General features: G+C 61.9%; 28 protein-coding genes and 1 pseudogene. 4 read left to right on the top strand and 25 right to left on the bottom strand.

The window, feature by feature from the left end; all coding sequences use genetic code 11:
- The first annotated feature begins 79 nt into the window (after window positions 1–79).
- Entirely contained in the window at window positions 80–481 is a 402-nt protein-coding gene (locus LF41_RS16600; protein WP_152599842.1) for a hypothetical protein, read from the top strand.
- Window positions 482–1908: 1427 nt separating this feature from the next.
- On the opposite strand, the gene LF41_RS02385 is transcribed toward LF41_RS16600, so the two are convergent.
- Complete coding sequence (locus LF41_RS02385; protein WP_152599843.1) at window positions 1909–2340, bottom strand: hypothetical protein; 432 nt, start codon at window positions 2338–2340, stop codon at window positions 1909–1911.
- A 435-nt stretch (window positions 2341–2775) separates the two neighbouring features.
- Between LF41_RS02385 and LF41_RS02390 the strand changes: the two genes are divergently transcribed.
- Window positions 2776–3189, top strand: a complete 414-nt coding sequence (locus LF41_RS02390) for a hypothetical protein (protein WP_036165165.1) — start codon at window positions 2776–2778, stop codon at window positions 3187–3189.
- An 82-nt stretch (window positions 3190–3271) separates the two neighbouring features.
- Here the strand turns inward: LF41_RS02390 and LF41_RS16370 are convergent.
- The 7 genes and pseudogenes from LF41_RS16370 to LF41_RS17325 all read right to left on the bottom strand — a co-directional run.
- Window positions 3272–3439: pseudogene (locus tag LF41_RS16370) on the bottom strand (HupB); the annotation flags it as partial.
- 977 nt (window positions 3440–4416) lie between these two features.
- Window positions 4417–4899, bottom strand: coding sequence for a hypothetical protein (locus LF41_RS02400; protein WP_152599844.1), 483 nt, complete (start codon window positions 4897–4899; stop codon window positions 4417–4419).
- Entirely contained in the window at window positions 4896–5390 is a 495-nt protein-coding gene (locus LF41_RS02405; RefSeq protein ID WP_036165170.1) for a hypothetical protein, read from the bottom strand. Before LF41_RS02405 ends, LF41_RS02400 begins: the two co-directional genes overlap by 4 nt.
- 142 nt (window positions 5391–5532) lie before the next feature.
- Complete coding sequence (locus LF41_RS15945) at window positions 5533–6450, bottom strand: hypothetical protein (RefSeq protein ID WP_052116050.1); 918 nt, start codon at window positions 6448–6450, stop codon at window positions 5533–5535.
- A 70-nt stretch (window positions 6451–6520) separates the two neighbouring features.
- On the bottom strand, window positions 6521–6943 hold the full coding sequence (locus tag LF41_RS02415; RefSeq protein WP_036165172.1) for a hypothetical protein: 423 nt from the start codon (window positions 6941–6943) through the stop codon (window positions 6521–6523).
- 159 nt (window positions 6944–7102) lie between these two features.
- On the bottom strand, window positions 7103–7711 hold the full coding sequence (locus tag LF41_RS02420; RefSeq protein WP_152599845.1) for a hypothetical protein: 609 nt from the start codon (window positions 7709–7711) through the stop codon (window positions 7103–7105).
- A gap of 644 nt (window positions 7712–8355) precedes the next feature.
- On the bottom strand, window positions 8356–8751 hold the full coding sequence (locus LF41_RS17325) for an HGGxSTG domain-containing protein (protein ID WP_425599459.1): 396 nt from the start codon (window positions 8749–8751) through the stop codon (window positions 8356–8358).
- Between the two features lie 80 nt (window positions 8752–8831).
- On the opposite strand from LF41_RS17325, the gene LF41_RS02430 reads away from it, so the two are divergent.
- A complete protein-coding gene (locus LF41_RS02430; RefSeq protein WP_036165178.1) occupies window positions 8832–9038 on the top strand; it encodes a hypothetical protein in 207 nt (68 codons plus the stop codon).
- Between the two features lie 5 nt (window positions 9039–9043).
- Here the strand turns inward: LF41_RS02430 and LF41_RS17175 are convergent, their stop codons facing one another.
- From LF41_RS17175 to LF41_RS02500, 16 genes are all read right to left on the bottom strand, one after another.
- Window positions 9044–9547: a hypothetical protein gene (locus LF41_RS17175; protein ID WP_237577580.1), complete on the bottom strand. Its 504-nt coding sequence runs from the start codon at window positions 9545–9547 to the stop codon at window positions 9044–9046.
- Window positions 9548–9556: 9 nt separating this feature from the next.
- Entirely contained in the window at window positions 9557–10864 is a 1308-nt protein-coding gene (locus LF41_RS02440; protein ID WP_052116051.1) for a replicative DNA helicase, read from the bottom strand.
- Entirely contained in the window at window positions 10861–11568 is a 708-nt protein-coding gene (locus tag LF41_RS15950; RefSeq protein ID WP_152599847.1) for a hypothetical protein, read from the bottom strand. The genes LF41_RS02440 and LF41_RS15950 overlap by 4 nt, the downstream gene beginning before the upstream one ends.
- 340 nt (window positions 11569–11908) lie before the next feature.
- Window positions 11909–13156, bottom strand: a complete 1248-nt coding sequence (locus LF41_RS02450) for a hypothetical protein (protein ID WP_152599848.1) — start codon at window positions 13154–13156, stop codon at window positions 11909–11911.
- Window positions 13157–13159: 3 nt separating this feature from the next.
- On the bottom strand, window positions 13160–13402 hold the full coding sequence (locus tag LF41_RS02455; protein ID WP_036165187.1) for a helix-turn-helix transcriptional regulator: 243 nt from the start codon (window positions 13400–13402) through the stop codon (window positions 13160–13162).
- A 90-nt stretch (window positions 13403–13492) separates the two neighbouring features.
- Complete coding sequence (locus LF41_RS16605) at window positions 13493–13999, bottom strand: hypothetical protein (RefSeq protein ID WP_152599849.1); 507 nt, start codon at window positions 13997–13999, stop codon at window positions 13493–13495.
- Window positions 14000–14105: 106 nt separating this feature from the next.
- Entirely contained in the window at window positions 14106–14486 is a 381-nt protein-coding gene (locus LF41_RS16610; protein WP_152599850.1) for a hypothetical protein, read from the bottom strand.
- Between the two features lie 65 nt (window positions 14487–14551).
- The gene (locus LF41_RS02465; RefSeq protein ID WP_036165192.1) at window positions 14552–15784 is read right to left on the bottom strand and encodes a tyrosine-type recombinase/integrase; all 1233 of its coding nucleotides are present in this window, start codon (window positions 15782–15784) and stop codon (window positions 14552–14554) included.
- A 493-nt stretch (window positions 15785–16277) separates the two neighbouring features.
- Complete coding sequence (locus tag LF41_RS02470; RefSeq protein ID WP_036165194.1) at window positions 16278–17027, bottom strand: DUF1828 domain-containing protein; 750 nt, start codon at window positions 17025–17027, stop codon at window positions 16278–16280.
- The gene (locus LF41_RS02475) at window positions 17024–17506 is read right to left on the bottom strand and encodes a hypothetical protein (RefSeq protein WP_036165197.1); all 483 of its coding nucleotides are present in this window, start codon (window positions 17504–17506) and stop codon (window positions 17024–17026) included. The genes LF41_RS02470 and LF41_RS02475 overlap by 4 nt, the downstream gene beginning before the upstream one ends.
- 90 nt (window positions 17507–17596) lie before the next feature.
- Window positions 17597–18364 (bottom strand): zinc-binding dehydrogenase, encoded by a 768-nt coding sequence (locus tag LF41_RS02480; protein WP_237577582.1) that lies wholly within the window; start codon window positions 18362–18364, stop codon window positions 17597–17599.
- Window positions 18339–18629 carry an alcohol dehydrogenase catalytic domain-containing protein gene (locus LF41_RS17180; RefSeq protein ID WP_237577584.1) on the bottom strand — a complete coding sequence of 97 codons (291 nt, stop codon included), beginning with the start codon at window positions 18627–18629 and terminating at the stop codon, window positions 18339–18341. The genes LF41_RS02480 and LF41_RS17180 overlap by 26 nt, the downstream gene beginning before the upstream one ends.
- A gap of 15 nt (window positions 18630–18644) precedes the next feature.
- Window positions 18645–19055 (bottom strand): (R)-mandelonitrile lyase, encoded by a 411-nt coding sequence (locus LF41_RS02485; protein ID WP_036165200.1) that lies wholly within the window; start codon window positions 19053–19055, stop codon window positions 18645–18647.
- Between the two features lie 17 nt (window positions 19056–19072).
- Entirely contained in the window at window positions 19073–19900 is an 828-nt protein-coding gene (locus LF41_RS02490; RefSeq protein WP_036165203.1) for an SDR family oxidoreductase, read from the bottom strand.
- Between the two features lie 9 nt (window positions 19901–19909).
- Window positions 19910–20890 carry an aldo/keto reductase gene (locus LF41_RS02495; protein ID WP_036165206.1) on the bottom strand — a complete coding sequence of 327 codons (981 nt, stop codon included), beginning with the start codon at window positions 20888–20890 and terminating at the stop codon, window positions 19910–19912.
- Window positions 20891–20913: 23 nt separating this feature from the next.
- The gene (locus LF41_RS02500; RefSeq protein WP_036165208.1) at window positions 20914–21897 is read right to left on the bottom strand and encodes an aldo/keto reductase; all 984 of its coding nucleotides are present in this window, start codon (window positions 21895–21897) and stop codon (window positions 20914–20916) included.
- Here LF41_RS02500 and LF41_RS02505 point away from each other — a divergent pair.
- Window positions 21884–22891, top strand: coding sequence for a LysR family transcriptional regulator (locus tag LF41_RS02505; protein WP_338037840.1), 1008 nt, complete (start codon window positions 21884–21886; stop codon window positions 22889–22891). The two genes, LF41_RS02500 and LF41_RS02505, sit on opposite strands and share 14 nt — an antisense overlap.
- Before the next feature lie 504 nt (window positions 22892–23395).
- On the opposite strand, the gene LF41_RS02510 is transcribed toward LF41_RS02505, so the two are convergent.
- The gene (locus LF41_RS02510) at window positions 23396–24640 is read right to left on the bottom strand and encodes a putative Na+/H+ antiporter (protein WP_036165213.1); all 1245 of its coding nucleotides are present in this window, start codon (window positions 24638–24640) and stop codon (window positions 23396–23398) included.
- Window positions 24641–24642: the final 2 nt, after the last annotated feature.

A 24642-nucleotide genomic window follows, 5' to 3' on the forward strand; every position in this document is an offset into this window, starting at 1 on the left:
AGAGGTATAAAATAGCGCACAGCGGCGACCCAATTGACGCCGCGGACTTGGGCCTCCGTGCAGCTCATCGGAGGCCGTTATGAATACGAACGCAGCCACCTCACTAGAGGTGGAGAGCTTTATCGCTGCTATCACGAATTTGTTTTGGGGTCACAGCTGGGCTGACGTCAAATCGCTTGCCCGGCTCACATGGATTGAAGGCAATCGATCCGGTATTGAATGGGAGGCCGTCGAGGCCCAAGTCGAGAAAGGCTGGAACGAACATCATGGCCGTCGCCATAGCGATCGCCGACAAGAATCGGCTTTGGAACAACTCGACCTCTTCTACAAGCTTGAACGAATTCGGTGCGGCAAGGCATCGACGAAGGATGTTCTGTACGTACGCTTGCTTGATCAAGGCTTGATTGACGGGAGCACACCTCCGAAGTTGACGGACGTTGGCCAAGGCATGCTCAACGATCTACGCCCGGCAATTGATTAGAAAAAGGAAGTCCGCTAGGCATCAGCTACTCAGCTGGAGTCGGCGAGGAGCAGCCACGCTGAGTGACCGCTATGGGTCGAAAGCGGCCACTCGCCAGCCCCCGCGATCGCCCCTTATACGAGCTGGTTCGTTCCTATGTCCGCTATCGGCGAAGGCGCGGTTAGTCTGCCGGCAATATGTGCCGCGAGACATCGACACCATGGGCCTCTTCCGACGTAAGAAAGGAATAGGCTTTGGATTCAATGTCACTCCGAATCCGCTCGCAGTACACGGGGCCCAAGTCGCGACAACGGATCAGACCAAGACGTGAGGAGCACGAACGGAAGCGTTCAGCCTCTATAGGAGGGACCATGCAGGCGTGGGACATCAGTATCCCGTGCCGGCAGCCATAGACGTTTACCTCGAGATCGCACTCCGTCATGCGGTGAGCTTCGCCTCCCATCCACGAAGAACGGGTGAAGTGGCACGCCTCAGCTTTACGATGGCAGGGGATTTCGAGAACCGGCGTCACCGCCGGGATTTTTCGCAAGTCCGGCAAGAGGGGCTAGGCTAACCGCAGAGGTAGAGCCGCCATCATTCTGGACCGTCCGTCATGCGTGTCGAAGACTTAACGCGAAAGACACTTGAGGACAGCCGATGCGTCTGCGTTACCGACGGCCATCACACTGTGATGATCTGGCAGAACCCCGACGATAACTCTCACGTTGGCGTCTGCACGCTCGTGAACTTGCCAGAGATTCGCGTGCAGCCGATAGCCGAACTGATCGCACGGATTCGCGAGTTAGGATGGAACTCGGGATTCGAACCGCGGAACCACCAAGAGTCTTAGCACGCTTGTCTTCTATGAAAGTGGACTGCCTCAGATAGCGAGCAACGCGCCCGTATCGTAGTTGTAGATGGGGGTGATTTCGTTGGTGCCGCGTGCGAGGCGAATCGCCTCTAGGCATTCCTCCAGAGACGCGCAAGGCTCCCCTCGGGCCACGATTCCGTCCGGGCCGACCAACCGCCAGCGCCATTCCTGACCCCACTGGAATACTTCAAAGCCCATCCCCGCCTCGCGCGTAAACTAGATACCGGAGTAAACGCAGGCGCACTAGAATCGCCGGACAGCGCTCCCGTGGGCGCTGAACGAGACCAGGGGCGGCCAGTGAGCCAAGTGGCATGTGTTTTGGTCCAATTCGTCGGCGGACCCCTCCATGGCGAATGTCGATGGGTGGCCGAGGTATCGGAGATTCACGAGCACGAATTACCGACGGGGCACGTAGCGGTGTACAGGCTCCGAAAAGCGCCTATGGGGGTCGATTGGGGGGCGCGCATATACGCCCCGGTGGGTATGTCGGAGAGCGTCTACATCGATCAGTTCGCCACACTGCCGCGCCCCGCGTCCGGTGCACTCGACTGAGAGAACACTGAGGTCCGGACTGACGTCAGCTACGCGACGGATATGCAGGCTGGGATGCAGGTTGCGGACGTGGCATTTGTGTTACTGGGCTGAAAGCCCCGTGTTCCAACCAATCGACCGCGCTTTCGAGATCCGGGAAGACGATGGCGGGCACGTGCCTAACCTGGCACGCCAACTCGGCGGGCCAAGCAATGCTTCGGGAAACCCCCACGAAAGCAACCTTTGCGTTGGGCACCGAAAACGCGGTAATCGCGCAAGCGATGAAGTCGGCGCGCTCAGCCGCGCCCTCTTCCACGACCACCGCGTGGGTGAAGTCGACCAGCAGGTTTTTAGCGCCCGTATGACGCATGCGATCGACAGCCCGGGGCAGAGCTTTTGCGCGTTCCAAGTATCCAACCAACCCCGCATACGTGAGCAGGATGGTGGATTCATCTAGCGGTTTAAGACAGTAGGCCATGTACGCGCCGAAGACCCTCACAAATTTGGTCCTCTCGGCGTGGAGATTCCGCTGCCAACGAAGCCGGAACAAGCGCCGAGAGTCCGAATATATGACCGGCAAGAACAAGCACGTGTCAAAGCTCGCCGCAGTTGCCTGAATTATTCAACTTGCGGGATGCCCTGCCCGCGCTGCCGTGACTCTTGTCAACGCCAGCGGCCCTGGATGAAAGCTCCTGACGACGAGCGCGGTGTCGTCGGTACTGATTGGAAGGTCGCCGCCCTGACCTAATCCGGGAAGGTGTAAACGTCCACATGCGGGTTTACAGTTCTGCGTCTCGCCCGGCGGTGAATACGTATTCAACCATGCCGAGGGTGGATTACGGATGCGGGCTCATCAGAGGAAAGAGTAGCGTCCGCGCCTTCCCCCGACGACCGACACCCCCGTGTCGCTCCCATGCACCTCTCCCTGCATCTTTCCGCACGTGAAACCCGGTTGTCTGCGGTCCTGACCGGGCCGGTGACGTACGCCGATCGCCGGCGCGCGATGGAAAAGGTCTGCGAGACCGCAGCCGCGCGTGGCATCGCCCGGTTCTTGGTCGACTTCACCCTTGCCTGGCACGTGGTGGGGGACCCCCTCGAAAAGGAAGCCTTCTTCCAGGCTCTCAGCGGCCGGCACGAGCTTGCCGGCGCGCGGATCGCATACGTCAACTGTCCCGAGGGCAGCATTTCGGAGTTGCACGCCGCCGCGGATGCCCTGGGCTTCTCCGCGGGGATGTTCCGGGATCGCAGCAGGGCGATCGAGTGGTTAAAGCACGGCGCGGTTGCCGAGGCGCCGCCGCGTCCCCTCGCGTTTGGGGTGAGACAGTGACGCCTTGCTCGCGGGCCCGAGGGGTTTCCCCGACGCGCGAACGGGTCTATCAGACGCGTCACCGTCTCGACGTGTGGTGGGAACGTCCGCTACCACTCTTCTTGCCGCCACCGTCCTGCTTGTTAACAGTCGCCCAAGCGACCCGTTCGGCCTTCTCGTCCGACGCGCCATCTTTTTTGTAACCTTCTTCGATGTGCTCGGCCTGTCGCTTCTGCTTGTCGGTGTAAGCGTCTTTGCTTCCGCGTGCCATAACCTGCTGGTCCTGCTCGCCGCCACGATGCGGCGTCTGCAAGCGTAGGCCGGAATCAGTTAACTCAGCGCGACGCGGGAGGTGCCCGGCGAGTGGCGGTTGATTAACGATTCGCGTTGATGCTGCGCGCCTACACTATTACGCGACAAGCGGGACTTCCTGGGGCAGCCCGCGCAACTGGAAGATGTCCGCCTAGTGTCCGTTTGGGTGATAGCAGTCACCCCGGCCCAAAGTCCGCATCCGGCCAGAAGCGGTCATCGCCAGGTCGTCCGGAGCGCAACCAGTCGCGCTAGGCGGACACTTCTTTCGACAAAGCATGCAGAAGGCGTATAAGGAGTGTGCACCGCGACGAGAACACCGCGCCGCAGAACTTGGGCCTCCGTGCAGCTCCTATTCAGGACGAGCTGCCATGAGCCCAGAGTCGGCGCACGCAACCGCGCGCCTAGATGCGGCAATCGAAGCCAGTCGAGGGGTACGTGCCGCCTTGCACGAATCGCTCTCAAGGTCTGCAGAGGAATGCAAGAGCATCCGAATTTGCGTGCAGGAAGCCAAAGAATTATATCGGCAGGTAAGCGAACAAGGACTGGCACCGCTGAGAAAGATTGGACCGAGGCCAGAGAACCTGACGAAGGCAGAGACGGAGGTCCTGACCGACGAGAAGCGAAGGCTTATCGATTCGAGTCGAATTCCCTGACCGTTCCGATTGCGAAATGGTCATCGAAGATTTCTCGTGGTACCCGTCAGAAGCGCATAAAGGCGAGCATCTGCGATGTGGAACCGACGGCATTGACTACGCCAGAGTGGTCCGGGCGGGTGTTCATGATGAGTGGGTCGCTACGGTCAATTTGCACAGACCACTTGACGAGCATCGAAGCGCAACTTTCGACAGCGAGGCTGAAGCAAAGGTTGGCGTACGTGAATGGTTGTGCGGTGTACTCGAGTCGCCCGCGTGAACCTAACGCGAAATGCAGGCGGAGTTATGCCATTTGAGGCGGCGGATTCTTGCTCGCAAGCCCGGGAATGCCGACGCGAAACGCCTCAGCGGTACTGACGAAAGAGAATTGCTTGTCGTCGATGTCCTGTTCAATGAACGAGCAGAGATCGGCCGGGAGTTCCTCGCAGTCCACGACCCCAAGCAAAGCAGAGACGGGCCAGTGCGCCCTGGTCGCGTTACGGGGCGCCAGCATGCAATCGGACGACAGCAGAAACCCGTCCTTGCAGGCGAATACGTTGAGCTTCACGGCGCGGAGAATACCGCCGCCCCAACCCACCTGAAAAGTCACCCGCCGCGGGGCTTGCCGCAGAGCTTCGTTCATCTTCCGGAACGGCGCGAATTGCAGGTCAAATAGCGCAGCAACCGACGGATTAATGTTACGTCGGCCGAATGTCCGCTTTGGGTCGTTAGCGGTCACCTGGTGAAGGGGACGCCTTCCAATGCATTCAAGCGTCAGCAGGATCAACGGGGCGCGTAGTACTGGAAATTTAATCGAGGCCGGCCGGATTCGTCCTTCGACACAACATCATCCGAATACAACTCCACCGGCAATCCCCTGTACCCCCGTCCCGGCAGGATATCGACCATGACTTCGTCCTCGCGACTGTCCAGGCAGTTGCTACAGCGTCTGACGCCGACGACACGAAATGCGGTGCCTTCGGGCAGGTCATCGCACCAAAGCACTTCGGGACCGCTGAAGCCGGGTGGCGCCATGACGACGACCTCGTCGGCAGGCGGCTTGTAGTCCCGATCCATGGTGATTCCGCAGGCAGGCATCGGAATCGCGAAGGCGTATTCCTTGCCCACGATGCCGACGTATTCGGGCGCATGGGTGACATCAGCATACTCCGCGCGCCCGTGGGCCATCTTGATCACGAACCACAGGATCACCAGGCCGAACGCGAAAGCGATCGCAGCACCAATCATGGCGACGCGCGTGCCTCGTCTTCTGATCATGCAGTTCCCCGTTGGATTCACGCAGGCTACCGGACCACGTAGTTCAGCGCGAGGAGTTGGCCGAATGCCCGCTCGTTAGAGGTCAACCCGGTGATCCGCGTCCGCTATCGGCCAAAAGCGGACATTGGGCCGGCCCCGGTGGTCAATTCCGCCAAGCGCCGCGCTCGCTGGAATCACCAAGCCCGGGAGACTGGATCTCAAGCTGGCCGTCTGGATACGCGCGAACGGAAACACCGCTTGCTTTGAGGTCGTAGAAGCCCAGGTGGCACGGGGTCACGCGGTCCGCGCACTTCGCCATGTATGTACTCCCCGTCAGTGACGTTTTCTTCCCCGATTGCTTGTTCGACAGTGATGCGGTCAGGTTGGAACAGCCCACTTCGCCTTCAGGGCAGTGGGCGATGACGCTCAACGTATAGGTGCTCGTCTCCAGCACGTCCGCGCCCAGTGGTGCTGCGAACTGTGCGAGCGCCTTTTCGATCGCTGGCGCGGGGGCAGCAGGCGCCAGGTCATGCGAGTTCGGCAAGTCCGCCCATAGCTTCGCCCAAGCTGGGTTGTTGCGAACACCAATCATCATGTTGACGCGCGGGTGGTCACCCACCTTGTCTCGGAACACGAAGTAGAGGCGATTGACGCAGCGCGGCCCGTCGGACGCAATGCATGCGAACTTGAGGGAGAGCGCGTGGGCGTCCGCGTCCCACTCGTACTGTTGGAGCGCTCCGACAGTGTCGAAGTAACGTCGGAGACCGGCAATGTCGTTCATCGCGATCTCCGGATCATCCAGAAAAGGTCCGGCGACGGTCGACGATGTTGCAAGACCGCCGTAGTAGCTGGCCAAGCTCGCGAGGGCTTCGGGAGAAGGTGGCGGCGTGTCGAAATGGGTCGTCAGCGAGTCGACCCTGGCCTGGTCATTTGCCGCGACCGCCGACAACAATGCGGCCACCGTGTCCGTGGCAGTGTTGTAGTCCACGTCCCGGCTGAGATCGATCGATAAACCGGCGCAAGCGGTGGCGATACAGGCAACGGCCCCTGCAGCGGCGAAAGAACGAATGCGTCTGACCATGAGGGCCCCTGCCTGATGACTCGGCGCAATGTAGAGGAAATCGGCGGGAGAGTGACACCGGGTCATGGACTCACGACCCTGGCGGTGACGGTGGCACCGGCGGCACGTCACCGCGTTCGTGCTTGTCCAGGATGGCGTACTTGGTCACGACGAGCTCTCCGCCGTAAGCGCCCATGTGCCCGTGTCGCTTCGCGCGGAAGACCCCGGTGATCTCGACGACTCGGTTGTGCATTGGCGCGAGGCGAACCGCGCCGTCGCTGATGTCACCCGGCACCATCCATAGGCACCGCTTGCTGTCGCCGACGATGTCATCGACGAACTGGCAGACGAATACCGCTTCGAAGCGCACGACGGCAGCGCCCGAGATCCGCACTTCCTTTCCGTCGTAGGCGTCGGGGTCCTTCAACAGCGCAGAGATCGGGACGGGTGTGGGATTCGCGCCACACGCGGGAAGGGCGAGCGCCAGCAGCGTGGCAACGAACACGATGCGCATGGGCATGCTTCGACTCAATGAACTCCCCAGATGGCGACGAGCTTACAAGCACAATGACTGGAACGGGCAATGTCCGCTTTGGGTCGAAAGCGGACACTGGCCAGGCCGGTCGGATCGCCGTTTATGCGAACAGGGCCAGTTAGGCGACGAGGGTGCACGTCAGGGTCGAAGCTGGCGAGCAAGTCGTTCCAAATCATCAGCGATGTGCGTGAGCAGCATCGTGCTATTTGGATTCTCGTACTTGAAATCTATGCCCCCCCCCGGTGAGGGGATGCGATCCCGCAATGCATCCTTCATGAGAATCGCTCTAACTTTGAATTTCCGAGTGTATTCGGCGATCGCAGCTTCATGCGCAGCAGTCACTTCGCGCACTCTTTTTTCGAAGATTTCTTGCTGCTTTTGTTCGTCACGTTCCTTGATTTGGTCAAACCAGCTCTCTAGCTCTTCCCGGCCAGCTTGGTCAGCTTGTGTCACGAGCGCGCGCACTGAGTCGACCAACTTCAACGTCGAGTCTTTGAGATCGGCGTGGCTAAGCTTGACGTATTCGTTGCCGTGCGCAGGCAGTAAACCGAGACGTTCGCGAAAGTCATCTAGCTGCTTCTCCAGCGTGTCAATTTGGGCGCGCAGTTGATCGATAACCGAACGAAATGCCCAACGAGCAGTCGCGTATGCCACGGCGACGGCAATTACAAAGAAGAGAGCGAATGTGAACGGAGCAGTGATCAACGTGCCCCATTCCCCCTGAAGGAATTTAATCAGCTCGATCACGACGCTTCCCTCCCCAACGCCCGTCAATTAGTTACATCAGGATCGTCTCAACAGCCACTGAGATAGTCGCCGTGGAGCATTTTGTTCCACGACCAGCCAGGCAAGGCAGTTGGTAATCTCCGGCGTCACGCGACCGCAGAGGACCGAATGAGCGCCGGATCCACGTGCTGTGGTCTTTACACGGAACGCGCTCGCAACGGCTTGGCATTGAGATGCCCTCGTTGGAGCAAGTCGTCACCGGGCTCCCGGTGTCCGGCGCATGAAGCGCCGTCCTTCTGTGCAAAAGGAATTGCCATGCGTAAGCGGGAAGGCCGAAAGGCGGAAGTGCTGCACTTGTTTGTCCTCGGGGCGCAGCTTGCTGGGGCGCTACTGGACATCGCACTGAAGCTAATCGGATGACGTTACCGAGGGCGTGGCTGCAGCCGCGCCCTCTTCTTTTCCGAAGTGCTTAAGCGTGTTGATTGCAAATCAATTGCTCTAAGCAAGTACAGCAACCCTCTCAGAGGCATTCCGGAAAATGATCTGGAAAATGCCCGGAAAATGAGAGACAAAAAAAAGCACCTAGGTTTCCCTAAGTGCTTGATCTTGGTGGGCCGTCAACGATTCGAACCTTGGACCTATTGATTAAGAGTCAACTGCTTTACTCACCCCGCTCCAGTTTTGGCGCGTACTCGCGGAAAGTTCATTGCTACTTTCGACTTGCCTTGGACGGTCCGCGGACCCGTCGAAAGACCCCCGTGCCACTTACACCGTCCCCCTCGGAGCTTCCCGCCGCGACAGGGCTTGCCAGCCTTCGTGAGCGCCTTGCACAGCCCGTGGTGACGCCGGCAGCGGGTGTATCCCTCCTCGGCGTATTCCGGGCAGGGGGAACCCCTCTCGGTCCTTGCCCTGCACCTGCCCCCACCCTTCCGCTTCTTCAAGGGGGTGTACCCCCACCCTCCAGACATCCCGTTTTTCATCGGTCTCCCCACCAAAGTCATTCGTGCGCGCGTGCAGACACCCTCGTCGAAGTGACGACCCCCTAAGGGTGTGCCCCTCATCCGAAGGTCTGCCCTAGGACAATAGGCAGGGGACCCCCTCGGTCGTAGCCTCGCGCTACCCCTTCAGGAGGCCACCCCTCATGCCCATCGACGAAGACCTGGCCAGTGTGGCCGACGCCTTGACATCCGCGATCGCGATGCTCGCAGCTGTTTCCCAGCCGCCGGAGGTCGCTGTGGCCTTTCGGAAGCACGTCGCCGCCCTTGCGATGGCCAGCGGTGAGACCGATGGCGTCAAGGCGGGGATGCTGGACGCGATCGTTGGCAGGCTCGACGCCCTGATCGAATAGGCCAATCACGTGCCACCTCCGAACCTCTTCGCGATGCTCTCTTGATCGGCTATGGCCTCCTCGTTGTGAGACTGAGGCTGCGCCCTCTTTGCCGCCCTAGCCCGCTTCAAGCGGTTCGTACGCTGCACGGCGGCGTGCAGGGGGCAACGGAACTGGCCAGGCTCGAGACGCGTCCTGCAGCGGCCGCCCGCGGCTTTGAACGCCCCACATCGCGGCGCCTCCTTTCGCATCTGGCGTTTAGTTCTCTTCGTCTCCTTCGCAGCCAGGTGGAGCTCTTCGCGCACCTGAGCCGTGAGGACTTGCAGGGCACACACGGCGAGATTGAGCTCCTTCGCCTCGTAGATGAGCTGATGGGACTCCACAACTTGCTCGGTCTTCGACTCTCTCCCGTTAACAGCGCCGGCCCGCATTTGCGCTTCCATTTCGACGATGGCTCTGGCGGATGCGGTGACCTCGCGGGCGAGGCGTGCGAGTTGGAGTGGGTGCAACTTTCGATGTTTCCGGGCCATTAGGGGCTCCTAAGGTTCGCGGGCGTCGGTGACGTCGACGAAGGCCGTCTGCGCGCCGCGCCAGAGGCAATCGACCCGACCGATGTTTCCGTGGCGGTTCTTGACCACGTTGATCTCCGCGGGCGCGCAGTCGGCCGTTGGGTTCGAGAGGTCGCGCCAGAGCGTCATGATCTGGTCGGCCTCCTTCTCGATTTCCGAGCTGTCCGCCAGGTCTGACATGAGCGGACGCTGGTCCTCACGCTTCTCGACGTCGCGACTCACCTGTGCCAAGGCAACAACCGGGATCCGAAGCTCGCGCGCCAAGTTCTTCAATGATTTCGCGATCGAACCGACGCGCTCATGCCTTGGCGCCTTCGACAAAGACGTGTTCTCGAGCTTCTGGAGGTAGTCGACATACAGCGCTCGGATACCGAACTGGTGCTTCCAGCGGCGCGCCACTCTCGCAACGTCGGCAATGTCAGGCGAGCTCCGATCGTAGATGCGGATCGGACGATCGCTGTAAGCCCTGACCGCTTCTGTCAGGCCGCTCCACTGGTGGTCCTCGATACGCGCGGTGCGCAGCCGCCCGACGGACACAGACGATCCGGTCGCCATCCAACGCAAGCCCACCTGTTCATGTGGTTGCTCCGCGGAAATCAGCCCCACGGGACAGCCATTGCGTTGGTGATCGACGCTGCCGGCCAGAACCATGCTGAGCAACAGGCCGGTCTTGCCCATTGCAGGCCGCGCACCAACCACGATGAGATCGGAGTCGTGCAAGCCCCCGAGGCAGTCATCCAGCCCCGCGAGACCGGTTGGGACTCCGATTAGCGCGCCACCGGCTTCATGGGCTGCCAGGACCTGTCCCCATGCTGCGGACATGGCGCTTTTGGCTGTGTGCTCGCAATCGCGTTCGTCCGCGAAGAGACCCATGAGCTGAGAGATCGCTTGATCGACAGCGCCCTCTTCGCGCCGAGCCGCTGACGCACGAAGTTCGTCCGCGACCCGCCAGGCTTCGCGAGACCGCCAGCCCTCGATTACAAGCTTCGACTGGTAGGCAGGATTGCTGCAGGCGATGAGGTCCTTGTCGCAAGCCAGGCGAAAGGCCAGGTCTCGAATCGCCAGTCGTCCATCGCGTTCGGCGGCTTCGCCGACAACGATGAAGTCCGCGGGACTACCCTCGACGTTGTGGCGGGTGATGTACTCCCACAGCTCGGCGAAGGCTTCCGTCGTGAAGTGCCTCGCCTGCAGCGACATCTCCGCCAGCGACGACGGCTTGACCAGGACGGTGTGGAGCAACTGCTGCTCGACCAGCAGGAGAGCGTCAGCGCGGCTCATGCGCGGAGTTCCGGCAACGAAGCAGGTGACGCCTGCGGAGCGTTCCCGAGCTTCGCCCAGTCGTCCCTGACGGCGTTCATCAGCGCCTCGTCCCAGTCGACGTACGCGTAGCCCTTCGCCCTTGCCTGGCCAACGAAGTGTTCGAGGCGTTCTTCGAGTCGAGTGAATCCTCTCTCACTCGCCCATTTCCGCACCCGGTCAGAAATTCCGAAGTTGGCGGGGACGGACGTTTTGCGCTTCCTCGATTCACCCGATGGAGACTTTTCCGATGTCTCCCTTCCCTTCCCTTCCTTTCCCTTCCCTTCCAACGACGAATCCTCGCGAGGAGTCGCGGAAGTGTCGCGAGTCGTACCCGAGGGGTCGGGGAATTGCGGTTTGCTCGGCTTATCGATCTTCTGGTGCTTCAACCAGTTGCAGATCTCCAGGTACTGCGAACCGTCCACTTCGTAGCGGCGAATGCAGTTCTCGCCCTCCAGTTCGTCGAGCCAGGCGCTCACATCGGAGCCCGTCGTGCGAACCAGCCCTTCTTCTCCGTCGTCGTACGGGAAAAGAGTCCTCGCGAGCATTCGCGAGCCTGCGCGAGTCCTCCCGTGGTCGTCGCAGATCGGCCACAACATCACGAAGAGGAGTCGGGCGTCGCGTGACACCCGGCCCATGCTTTCGGACTGCGGGAACTCTGGTTTGATGGTTCGAATGCGGGCCATGCACATGCCTCGAAATCGGTAGATGCCGCTCCGGCAGCACTCATGCGCCGCCAGACCGGCAAGGAGGGTCAGCAGAACGGGTAGCCACGCTCTCGGCGCCACTGTTCGTCCTGTAAGCGCCGACGAGCCACCAGGCGCGCGTGCGTGCGAATGTCGTGCTGGGTGACCGGCGGCAACCGCCCGTCGACAGCTTCTCGCGCACGAAGAAGGCCCGTCGGCAACGGGCGGGGGCGATGCTTGCGCCGCCGCCGGGCTGTGGTAAATTTCGCGTGCAGTGCGACAATTTGTTGTCTCTCAAAACCGCGGGCTCCTACCCCCGCGGTTTTGCTTTTTCTGCGGCTCAAGGTGCACCTTCCTTGCGTCCACCGCCGTAGGTCTTGTCGTAGTACGCCCTGATGTCCGCGTCGGACGCCCTCGGGTTCACCGCCCTCGCCTTCGCCAAGAACTCTTCATACGAGCCGGGACGAATCGGATTAGGTGTGGCGTTGCCTGAAGTTCCAGCGCGCACTTGATCGACTTGCCGCTGCAACGCTTCGATGCGCACGGCGTCTGGAGCCAGCGACTGCTGCGAGGCCGCGAGTTCCTCCTGCAGGCTCGCGAGGCGATCAACAGGCGTGATTGCACCCTCTACGAGGCCGCGTACCTGCTGACCGTTGGAGAGAACAGGCCGCGCTACCCCTTGAGCGGGATTCACTAGCAGGTACCCACCGTCGCGATCGCGGAGAAGGGACGGACGCTCGTGCTTGATGCGCTCGCGCTCGGTATCACCGGCGTCGAGCAGTGATGCGCGTTCGTTGTCCGCCCGCACTGCGGTCACGCCGAGGTCGTTCACGCCCTGCCGGTCCAACGCCGCTAGGCTCGCGCGTGTCTGTGCTTCGCTATTGGCTGCCTTCAACGCAACAGCTTGGTTGCCCGCCGTGTTCGTCAGATCGGCTTGCGTGCGGATCAGGTCGCTGGAGACGTCGCGCGCGGAGCGGGTGTTCTTGCCGCGCAACTGGAACAACTGGCTGCCGATCTCGCTGATGCTCGCCTCGCGCCCGGCACGCTGAGCCGTCGACTCGGACTGGCCCGTGACGCCGGGAACGTCCACCGGTGCGATGCTCGGCGCGGTGAAGGCCGGACGGGACACGGGAGCCGCGACCGAGGACTGCACGACCTGCGTGACGCCGTTGGCGCCGGTGAAGGTGTTCGCATCGCCGGGACGCAGCGCGGGCAGTGGCAAGAGGCGGAAGTTGCCTTGCGCGCCGGCGAAGTTCGGGCGGGGCGGTGTCGGGGCTCCGCCGCTCGGGGTGGAGCCCGCTCCCGTAGGCGTTGATGCGCCGGCGTTCAGGGCTGAGGCCGCACGTCGCGAGGAACCGAAGGAAGGAGGTGCAGTGACGGGCTTGCCTGCGGTGTACGAGGCACCGAAATCGCGCACGAAGTTGCCTGCGGCCTGCTGGGCGGAGGCGTGCGCCTGGTCGAGGGCCTGCAACGGCCGCATGAGCGCGGTGTCGCGCACCTGCCCCACGGCTTCGGTGATGCGGCGCGTGGTCGCACCGAGGCGCTGGGCCATGGTTGATTCGTCCGGCTTCATGGGATTGAGGGCCATGGTTCAGCCCTCCTGCTCATTGGCGGCGCCCGGCGACGCTTCCGCGATCAGACGTCGGATGTCTTCGATGTTCCAAACCGATACGCGGCCGAGCGCATGCGATGGTTGGGGGTACTTCTTCGCCTTGATGCCGGCATACCAAGCGGACTTGCTGATCGGGATCATTGCCGGGATCGGTGGGTCGGCCTTCCGGTCACCAATGATCGAGCTGAGGCGGACGAATCCGCATTCAGGGAGTGCAGCCACGTTCGTGCTCCTGCGGCCATGGGCGGCCGTGATTGATTCAGGAGCAGAGATACTTGTAGAGCCGCAAATCTCGATGGCTAATTTCGGGCTCTACACTTTTCTCTCCCGCTTTGCCTTTTTTCTCTGCGATTCGCTTTCCGACGCTCGTTCCGCCTCCTTTGTCTTGTACGTGGCGACCGCACTGCGCAATTCGACCTTTTCGGCCTCCGCGGCCGCGAGCCGTACCAAGGCGTCATCAAGTGCAGCTTGCGATTGCTCAAACGTGTGGAGCACTTGGTGCGCCTCGGCCCTGAGCGTCATTTCGCCAAGCGTGGCTGCGACTGTCGCCTTGGCTGGATCTCGCCATTTCCCGTCACACGCTTCGAATGCCGCGCGCCACTCATCATTCCTCTTCAATGCGCGATCAATGAGGTCGCCAAGTTGGAAGGATTTTGCTCCAGGCCATGTCTCGCGCAACCACGCACGCGCGCGCCATTCGGCATTGCGATCCCTTTCATCATCGCGTCTGATCCGGTCGCAGACAAACTTTACCGCCTCATTCAATTCAAGTATTGAATCAGCCGTACAGTCGCTAAAATTCCGAACTGACTTGGTCATTCGAGTCGCATCCTTATTTTGTTAGCGACACTCGCTATCGCAAACGAGCGTCGCTAGGTTCGGCGAATAGGTTGGCGCTCCCGCAACCTCAGCGGGCGCTCTTACTTCAACCCTGGATAGCCTCTTTATCGCCAGATAAACGTGCTGCATGACGCTCCGCGGACCTTTGCAATTCAGTTTGCAGAGCGGGGGCTCGCAGGAAAGTGCTCGATGTTCTTTCCACGTGCAACGCGATCGATCCTGCTTCTCCCAAAAGCTTAGACACCACATTAATCGTGTAATCCCATTCGTCAGAATCAATTTCAATGCCGAGTCTGTAGGCATCCAGCGTATCTCGAGCTCTGAAGCAATTCTCAGCTACGCTCTGGCTGTAACTCGCAGCAGCCTCAAGCCCGGTCGTATCAGACGTCATCCCAAGCTCGATCCAGTCGTATCCGAATGCCAAATTCATCAGCTCGTTGATTTCGTTATGCTTCGTAATAGCCATGAGCGTTCTCCAGTGGAACGTTTGTGGTCAGGTGCGGCAGGGTGCCTACCACCCCGCCGCACCGCTTATCCGGCCCCGCCGGATTTCTTCTGCACTTTCTGCGGCGAACCGCGCAGCGCTTCGTCCAGATAATCGGCCCATTCCTGCATCATCTTGCGCCGCTGATCCAAGTAGACCGCCTTGTTATACGTGCCGCGGATTTCGTCCGGGTCTCCGTGCGCGAGTTGGCGCTCTACCCAGTCTGGGTCGTAGCCCTTCTCGTTAAGAGCGGTGCTCACTAGATGTCGGAATCCATGCGCGGTCTGCTTTCCGCCGTAGCCGATTGCCTTCATCAGGCCAGCGACTGCCCCATCACTCAATGGCTTGCGCCAGTCGTTGCGGCCGATGAAAACGTACTCGTACTTCCCGGTGAGCGGATGCAACTGTCGGAGTGCTTCGATGGCTTGCCGCGGCAAGGGCGTCACGTGCTGGTAACCACGCTTCATGCCTTCCCTTCCTTTAGGGATGATCCAAAGCTCTTCCTCGAGATCGAGCTCGCTCCACTTCAGCGAGCGCGTGACGCCAGGACGGTTCGCCGTCCAAAGACCAAGCCACGCACAGGTTTTCACGAATTCTGACCCGCGGTAGCCATCGAGCGCACGGAGGAACTTCGGCAGTTCTTCAATCGTCACGTGTGCGTGGTTCTTGGGCTCAGGCTGGTACAGCGCGATCGAGCGGAGATGGATGGCAGGATTACTAGACGTCAGCCCTTTGGCGATCGCAAAGCCATAGATCGCGCTCAGCCACTGCCTGGTCTTCTTGGCGACGTTCAATGCCTTGCGCTTCTCGATGCGCTCGAGCACCGCACCAAGCTCCATTGGCGAGATGTTGCCCAGGGGGCGATGACCAAGGGAGGGGAGCAGATCCTTGTCTAGGTACTGCTGGACCTTCTCCACCGTCGCCGGTTTCCAGCGAGGGGTGTTGTGCTCAACCCAGAGGGATGAGGCGAAAGCGAAGGTGTGCCGCTCGGCCTGGCGAAGAGCAAGCTTCTTCTCCCGACGATCCTCGGACGGGTTGACCCCCTGTCGCAGCAGGGAGCGGGCGTGAGAGGCGCCGGCTTCCGCCTCCTTGAGCGACACCTCGGGGTAGACGCCGAGGCTGATCATTTTTTCCTTACCGGCGTACCGGTAGCGCAGCCGGAAGTACTTCGCGCCGTCCGGCATCACGCAGATGCAGAAGCCGCGGCCACCCGAAATCTTGTAGGGCTTCGGGCCCGGCTTGGCGTTGCGAATGCGCAGATCGGACAGCCTTGTTGCCATGTTGGAGAAATGGTTCTTCCAACCGGGGTACCCTACCTTCTACCCCCTTCTACCCGTGGTTTCTACAGTACTTCTACGGACGCCGACGGACGGTAGGCAACAAAAAACCCCGCGTTTCGGCGGGGTTTTTGAGGATTCGTCGGACTGCGGTGGACGGCGTCGGACTATTGTTTGGTGCCCGGGAGAGGACTCGAACCTGCACTTTCGTACCCGCAAACGCGAGCATTCTGCCCAACCTCCTACTATATGCCCCCAGCGATTCCCCCAGAATCGCCCTGCAATCCATTGGACGCGTGCGTCGATGACGTTCCTACCCCAAGGGATTGAAGTGTCGGGGGTTCGATTCCCTCCCCGGCCACCATGCGAATACCGCGCCCCGCTTGGGTTTTAGCCTAGGCGGGGCGTTTCTTTTTCCGGCTCGCCTACGCCTCGGGTAGCACCGGGGTAGCAGTCGGAAAAGATGGGGCCTGTAAGACGCCTCGCCCTTGGGGCCTCAATCCGAGACGACGGCGTAATGCTCCGCGAAGTCGGAAAGCCGAACGGTCTGAGCGACCTGGCCAAGGACGGGCAACTCCCTATCGGCTCGATCCCTGTCGAAGCGGTCATCGAGGATGAACAGCAGTCCGATGTCGTCGTCCCCCTGTGTAGCTAGGATCGCCTTTCGCAGTCGAGCGCTGACCGATTGCGCCGTTGGCGAGATCGCATCGACATAGGTTTCGCCCCAAAGGAAGTCGAAGCTGTAGTCCAGGCCCTTGAGCTTCACACGCGGGTTGATGGTCAGCTTTCGATTCGGCGCCTTGATCTTGAGCAACCGCTCCACCTCGTCGGTGAGGCTGAAGTCTTCATCGTGCTGCTCGAATCGCTCCGCTTGCCAGTCAGCGATGCCGCAGAACATTCGTAGGGCGCGGCCCATCCACCAAGCGACTTGACCTTCCGGGATTACGGCCTCGATAGCGCCATTCAACCCGATCTCGAATCCCATTCGAGTGGTGACAGACTCCAAACCCTTCAAGTGTCGACGGCTATCGATCTCCATGCCGTTGTTCTGCAACGCGAAAAGCGTCAGCCCATCATCCGTGAACATAAACGCGGCGCCGCGCTTGATGAGGTAGAAATCCAGCGGCTTCCCGTCTGCGAGCAGCACCGGCGTGCTGACGTACAGAGTTTCCTCTGCCCGCCCTTCGATCTTCTTGCAGTGCCATCCGTTGCTGGCACCGAACCACTGGCAGTCGAGGGCGCTCATCCGAACAACGTGTCGCTAAGTGGGTGAGTCAGGCGGATTCCACCATTGTCGCGCACCTGCGCATGACGTCGGAAGCGCTCGATCCAGCGCGTGATCGAAACACTGTTGATGTTCCCGTGCACGGCGCGCGTGACCTGTTCGAGCCGCTCATCGCCCAGATGCAGGTGAGGTCCCATCAACCATTCGGTCTTACCTCGATGGGAGACGACATGCGGTGGATAGACTTCGAGCATGAAAACTCGGTGGTGTTCCCGACCTTGCAGCGCCATGAGCGCAAACGAATAAACGTCGCCCGTCACAGGCTTCGAGCTGTAGACCCCCTTGAAGTAAAGACCGGGAATCGACGTGCGACTTTCGTCAAGCAGTTGGCTCGTAGCCTTCAGCGACCCGAGATGGTTCGACTTCTCGTCCCACTCCATGTGCTCGGAGAGGAACTTGACCTGGCGACATTTATCGCGGCATTCGTCCAGCCAACCCATGGGACACCTCCCCTGCGGCTACCCATATTAGCGTGGGACCTCTGGGTAAGGCGGCGCCCGAGGGGGGCCATCGTGACCCCGACGCCTGATTTACGGCTTGACCATCACCTTGATCGACTGGCGAGCATCCATGGCTCGATACCCATCAGGTACGCCATCAAGTCCCACGATGCGATCGAAGACGCGGCCCGGCTCAATGCGACCTTCCAACACGTCCCGCAATAGCTCTTCGATGTAGGCGCGCACTGGCGCGGGTCCGCCACTCACGGTGACGTTGGCGAAGAACGCGGGCTGCGCCGACGGGATTGCGTCGTAATGCGGCACGCCGACGCGACCGATGGCACCGCCGGGGCGCACGATGTCCAACGACGTCTGCATCGACTGCGCGCTACCGACGCACTCAAGCACGGAGTGCACGCCGAATCCGCCAGTCAGTTCACGCACACGGGCGACCGCGGCTTCGCCACGCTCACTGACGACGTCCGTCGCGCCATACAACTTCGCCAGCGCGATGCGATCCGCGTGTCGGCCCATGATGACGATCTGCTCCGCGCCCAAGCGCTTCGCGGCGATGACGCCGCATAGACCCACCGCGCCATCACCGATCACGGCAACGCGCTTACCGGGTCCGACGCGCGCGCTGAGCGCGGCATGGTGGCCGGTGCCCATGACGTCGGAAAGGCTGAGCAGCGATGCGGTCAGCGCCTCGTCGCCGCCACCGGGCAACGCATACAACGTGCCGTCCGCCCGGGGCACCCGAAGTGCTTCAGCCTGCGCGCCGTCTGCCTGGCCGCCGAAGAAGCCGCCGTGCACGCACGAGGTGTGCAAGCCTTCATTGGCAGAAATCGCAGGTGCCATCCGAAAACGCGAACGGCATGATCACGAAGTCGCCGACCTTGATACGACGCACTTCGGCGCCGACCGCTTCCACGATGCCGATCGCCTCATGGCCCATGCGACGGCCGCCTTCGACAGGTTGCAGGTCCTTGTATGGCCACAGGTCGCTGCCGCAGATGCATGCGCGCGTGACGCGCACGACGGCGTCAGTGGGGCTGCCGATGCTCGCATCGGGAACATTCTCGATCCGGACGTCGCCGGCCTTGTACATCACGGTTGCGCGCATGGTGCTTTCCTCAAATCAGGGGGTGGCAGGACCGGCGTTGTATTCGGCGTCGGTCACCTTCTCCATCCAGTCGACGACCTTGCCATCGAACGCTTCCTGGATGGCGATGTGCGTCATCGCCGTGGTCGGCGTCGCGCCGTGCCAATGACGATGGTTGGGCGGGCACCACAGGATGTCGCCGGCGTTGATCTCGACGATCGGCCCACCTTCGCATTGCGTCCAGCCCATGCCGGACGTGACGATCAGCGTTTGCCCGAGCGGATGCGTGTGCCAGGCGCTGCGCGCACCCGGCTCGAACGTGACGAATGCACCAGCGACGCGGGACTCGCCACTGCGCTGGAACTGCATGTCGATGCGGACGTTGCCGGTGAAGTATTCGGCGGGTCCTTTGACGGAGGGCAGCGAGCCGTTGCGATCGATGTGCATGTATTTCTCCGAAAGACTTACTGCGGCGCAAGTTCGCCGTAGCGGTAGCTGGCGGTCACGCCGCCATCCATGAGGAAGTCGCTGCCAGTGATGAACGCGCCGTCCGCGCCCATCAAGAGCGCACCGACGTTGCCAACCTCGTCAGGCGTTCCGGCGCGACCGACGGGGGAGAGATCGAGCATGCGGCGATAGCCGGCCCCGCGCGGCCCGGTGAGCTCGTCGCGCGCCAACGGCGTGATGATGATGCCGGGGCTGATCGTGTTGATGCGCGCGCCGCGCTTGCCCCACCGCACGGCTTCTGCCATCACGCGCAGCGAGTTGCCGCGCTTGGATATCTGGTAGGCATGCAAGGGATCGGTGACTTCCGCCGGCGCCAGCATCGGCAGGTCGAGCAGTGCGTCGGCGGGTGTCGTCGCAAGCGCTTTGTCCTGCTCCGGCGTCAACGCTGCGAGCCGATGACCCGACTGCGACGAAATGACGACGCCGGCACCGCCACGCGCGATGACGTTTCCGAACAGTTCGAGCAACAGCGCCGTGCCGTACAGGTCGACCTTCAGGATCGTCGCGGGCGGGGCCTGCGATGGCGAAACGCCGGCGGCATGGATGACGCCGGTGACTTCGCCCAGCGCAGTGGCCGTGTCCACCAGGGCCTGCACCGACGCGCGGGATGAAACATCGACCACCGCGGTGCTGGACTCGAAGCCAGCGTCGCCGAGGACCTTGGCAGCCGCCTTGGCATTTTCTTCGCGGAGGTCCGCCAGCAGCACATGCTTGCCGGCGCCGACGCGCCGCGCGATCGCTTGCCCAATCGATCCTGCGCCGATAACGACGATGACATTCTTCATTTGGGCTCCTTACCTGCCGACAAGGCCAGCGAGTTGCGGGGGATAACGTTCGCCCTGCACCTGCATGTTCGACAGCAACGAGTCAATCTCCCGCAGGTCGGATGGCGTCAACGTGAGGTCGGCGCCGCCGAGGTTTTCCGTCAAACGATGCGCTTTCGTGGTGCCGGGAATCGGCACGATCCAGGGCTTCTGCACCAGCAGCCAAGCCAAGGCGATCTGCGCGGGCGTGGCCTGTCGGTCAGCGGCGATGGTGCCGAGACGATCAACAAGCGCTTGGTTGGCCTGGCGAGCCTCCGGCGAGAAGCGCGGGACAACGTTGCGGAAATCGCCTTCGCCGAATGGGGTGGTCTCGTCGATTTTCCCAGTGAGAAACCCCTTGCCGAGCGGGCTGAACGGGACGAAGCCGATGCCCAGCGACTCGCACAGCGGCAGGATTTCCTGCTCAGGCTGCCGCCACCACAGCGAGTATTCGCTTTGCAGCGCCGTCACGGGCTGCACGACGTGCGCGCGGCGAATCGATTCTGCACCTGCTTCGGACAACCCGAAGTGCTTGACCTTGCCTTCGACGATCAGGTCCTTGATCGTGCCGGCCACCTCCTCCATCGGCACTGCCGGATCGACGCGATGTTGGTAGAACAGGTCGATGCAGTCGGTGCGCAGGTGCTTTAGCGACTCTTCGGCAACCTCCCGAATGCGCTCCGGTCGACTGTCGAGGCCCAGCTTTGTGTTGCCATCGCGGAACCCGAACTTCGTCGCGAGCACCACGTTTTCGCGGAACGGCGCAACGGCCTCGCCTACCAACTGTTCGTTGGCAGCGCCGTACGCTTCGGCGGTGTCGAAGAAGGTGACACCTTGCTCGAACGCCGCGCGGATCAGGGCAATGCCCTGCTGTTTGTCGACGGCGGGGCCGTAGCCATAGCTCAGTCCCATGCAACCAAATCCGAGTGCGGAAACGACGGGACCGCGGGCCCCGAGTTTGCGGGTCTGCATTTCAATTCTCCTGAAATGTTGGATTAGCGATCGATGGCGGCAGTCAGTGCGGCCGAGAGCGGCGCGCCGACCAGGTCGATGCCGGTAAACGCGCTATCAATCTCCTGCATGTCAGCGGGGCTAAGTGCGAGCTCGGCGGCCGGCAGGTTGTCGTCGAGGTGCTCGATCTTCTGCGCGCCCGGGATCGGGACGATGCACGGACGCTGCGCCAGCAGCCACGCCAAGGCAATCTGCGCCGGCGTGATGTGCTTGCGGGACGCCATCTCCTTCAGGAAGTCGACAACGACGAAGTTGGCCTCCAACGCCTCCGGCGTGAACCGGGGGAACGTGGAGCGCAGGTCGGTCGCGTCGAACTTCGTCTCGCGCGTGATCTTGCCAGTCAGGAATCCTTGACCCAACGGGCCCCACGGAACGAAGCCGATGCCGAGCTCATCGCACAGCGGCAGCAACTCGGCCTCCGGTTCGCGCATCCAGAGCGAGTAGTGGTATTGCAGCGCCGAGACTCGCTGGACCGCATGCGCGCGGCGGATGTTCTCGACGCTCGCTTCCGAAAGGCCGAAGTGTTTCACCTTGCCTGCCGCGATGAGGTCGCGCACGGCACCTGCGACGTCCTCCATCGGCACGGAGGGGTCGACGCGGTGCTGGTACAGCAGGTCGATGTGGTCGGTGCGCAGGCGGCGCAAGGACGCATCCACGACGTCGCGGATGTGCGCCGGCTTGCTGTTCAACCCGACCATCTCGTTCTTGTCGTTGATGTCGAACCCGAACTTCGTGGCAACAATGACGCGATCGCGGATCGGCTGAAGCGCCTCGCCGACGAGTTCTTCGTTCGTGTACGGGCCGTAGCCTTCCGCCGTGTCGAACAACGTCACACCGCGATCGAACGCGGAGCGGATCAAGGCGATGCTTTCGCGCTTGTCAGTTGCAGGGCCGAAGCCGAAGCTCAGGCCCATGCATCCCAGGCCAAGGGCGGACACTTCCAATTCGCCAAGCTTGCGGGTCTTCATGCGGCGGGCTTTCCGTTCGTTCGGGGGCTGCCATCATTCGCTCGCCACCCATATTGATAAAGTGGTAAAACCCGATTGGCCCTATGCTCAGGATTCATCAATGGAGCGGCAGAACCTCTCCGATCTCGTCGCTTTCCTTGCGGTCGCCGAGGAGCGCAGCTTCACGAAGGCAGCGGCCAAGCTGGGGACGTCGCAGTCGTCGCTCAGCCATACCGTGCGGCGATTGGAGGCCCGCCTAGGGGTGCGCCTGCTCGCCCGCAGCACGCGCAGCGTTTCGCCCACGGCCGCTGGTGAAGAACTGATCGCGACGCTGAAGCCCGCGTTGCAGGACATCGACGCCAAGATCGGGGCCATCGGCGAGCAGCGGGAGAAACCAGCAGGACTGGTGCGCATCACGACCAGCCGGGACGCCGCGCAGACGGTGCTGTTGCCTGCGCTCGTGGGCCTGATGGCCGAATACCCAGACATCCACGTCGAGCTGGACCTCGACGCGACGTTGGTCGACATCGTCGCCGACAGGTTCGATGCTGGCGTGCGCCTGGGCGAGCAGCTCGCGAACGAGATGATCGCGGTGCGGATTAGTCCGGACCTCCGCCAGGCGCTGGTGGGTTCGCCCGAATATTTCAAGCGCAACGGCATCCCGCAGACCCCGCAGGACCTCACCGCACACCGCTGCATCAACCTGCGATTGCCCACGCGCGGTGGCCTGTACGCCTGGGAGTTCTCGCGCGGCGGCCGCGACGTCAACGTGCGCGTGGAGGGACCGATGGTGGTCAACGATTCGATCGTCGCGTTGGACGCCGCCGTGCGTGGCATCGGGCTCGCCTTCCTCATGGAGGAGATGGCGGCGCCGGCGATCGCCGACGGCCGACTGGTGCGTGTGCTGGAAGACTGGTGCGAACCGTTTGCGGGCTACCACCTGTATTACCCGAGTCGTCGCCAGCCGTCGCTCGCGTTCTCGCTTGTGGTCGATGCGCTTCGCCATCAGGGCTAGGGGACGTTCGGATGCGCGTGCCGCGGACGGCGTGCAGTGAAACTGCGCTGATGGCGGAGGATGCGTCGGGCCCATGCTTGCCACGAAATTTTCGATGGCCCGGTACTTAGGCCCATTCCCCCTTGGGGCGGCTCATGAGGACATCTTACGGGTCGAGGTCGGGAGCGGATACTGGCCACCGGCCATCCCAAAGCATGAGACCCGGGGTGTCTTCCGGTCACGGGACCTGCGCTTGGCAAAGCGGCGCCGCCGCATCCTCGAGATCAAAAAGCGTCAGACTTGACAAGAGGGCACACGATCGCGTGACCGGCGATGCCGCAGAAGGCTAGTTGGGCTGCCCTTGGTCGCGCGCTGCCGCAGCGCTAAAACGCCACGCCCGCCGGCTAGGGGTGAAGGTACGTTTGGCGCACGGACGGCTCTGCTGATATTTGGACGCCGGCCAGATGTCCGCTTTCGACCAATATCGGGCGCCAATTATCCGGTTGCTGTGTTTTCACGGCGGCTTCAAAGCAGCACGAATGCGAGCGCCGCCAACCCTGTTGGTAGCAAGGCACCTGCAAGCAATCCGGTGGCACTGATCGTTTCGTCGGAAAACCCCTTCTTCAAGAGAGACGCCCCGGCTGGGTTGGGCGCGTTTGCAATAACGGTCAGGCCACCGCCCGCGACCGCACCCGCGACCAACCAATACCGCGCGTCGCCCACGATTCCGGAGATCGAGCCCAGGTACGTTAGGGCCGCGTTGTCGGTGATCGCGGTGAGCCCGATCGCCCCTAGGAAGAGGGACACGTCATCCAGCCCGGCGATGGTCGGCTGCAGCCACCAGCGTTGCAGGCCTCCCAGGACGACCAGGCCGGCAAGGAAAAAGCCGACCAGCAGCGCCTCCCGGAGGATGAGGGGGTTCTGGAAGCGGTCGTAGGCCTGCGCGAAGCCCAAGAACAGCAACAGCAGCCCAATGAAGACAACCGCGTGGTGCGCGCTCACCACGATGCCTGCGAGCAGGCACAAGTGCACGAGGACGACTGACACAGGGAGTGTCTCGTCGTCGCGCATCGTTTGGTCCGGGAGGTGCTTGCGCAGGGCCAGCGTCGCGAGCGTCGCGTTGACGATCACGGCCAGCGTGGCCTTCCAACCGAAGTTCGCCAGCATGAATCCGGTGTCCCAGTCCCACGTCTTGGCAACCATGAGGATCGGTGGGGCCGCGTAGGCGCTCAGGGTGCCGCCGATGGAGACGTTGACGAACAAGGCGCCGAGCGCGAGGTACTTCGGCATCTCGGGCACGTCGCTGCGAAACGCGACGGGGCCCAGCATCAATGCCGCAATCGTCATCGCCGCCGGTTCGGTGATCAAAGAGCCCAGCAAAGGCACGGCGGCAAGCGCCAGCCAGGTCGTGGAAACGCCGGACCGCAACGGCAGCCGATCGGCGATCGCATGCACGATCGATCTCACGACGTAGAGAATGGGTTTGGAACCCGCCACCACCATGATCGCGAACACGAACAGCGGTTCGGTGTAATTGCGGGACTCGACATAGCTTGTCGCTTCGGTCGGCCCCACCGATGCGGCCATGACGGTGATGAGGACAATCGCCCAGAAACCGAAGACGACCTCCACTTCTCCGAGAAGATGGAAGACCCCTGCATGGTTGGGCACCCGATGTGAAAGGCGCTCGAAACGCTTCGCCGCGAACGTGTGGAGGACGGCGAGTCCGAAAATCGCGGCGGCCGCGAGCTCGATCGACGTTGGCTGCATGA

It is taken from the genome of Lysobacter dokdonensis DS-58 (assembly GCF_000770795.1).
GTDB lineage: Bacteria > Pseudomonadota > Gammaproteobacteria > Xanthomonadales > Xanthomonadaceae > Noviluteimonas > Noviluteimonas dokdonensis.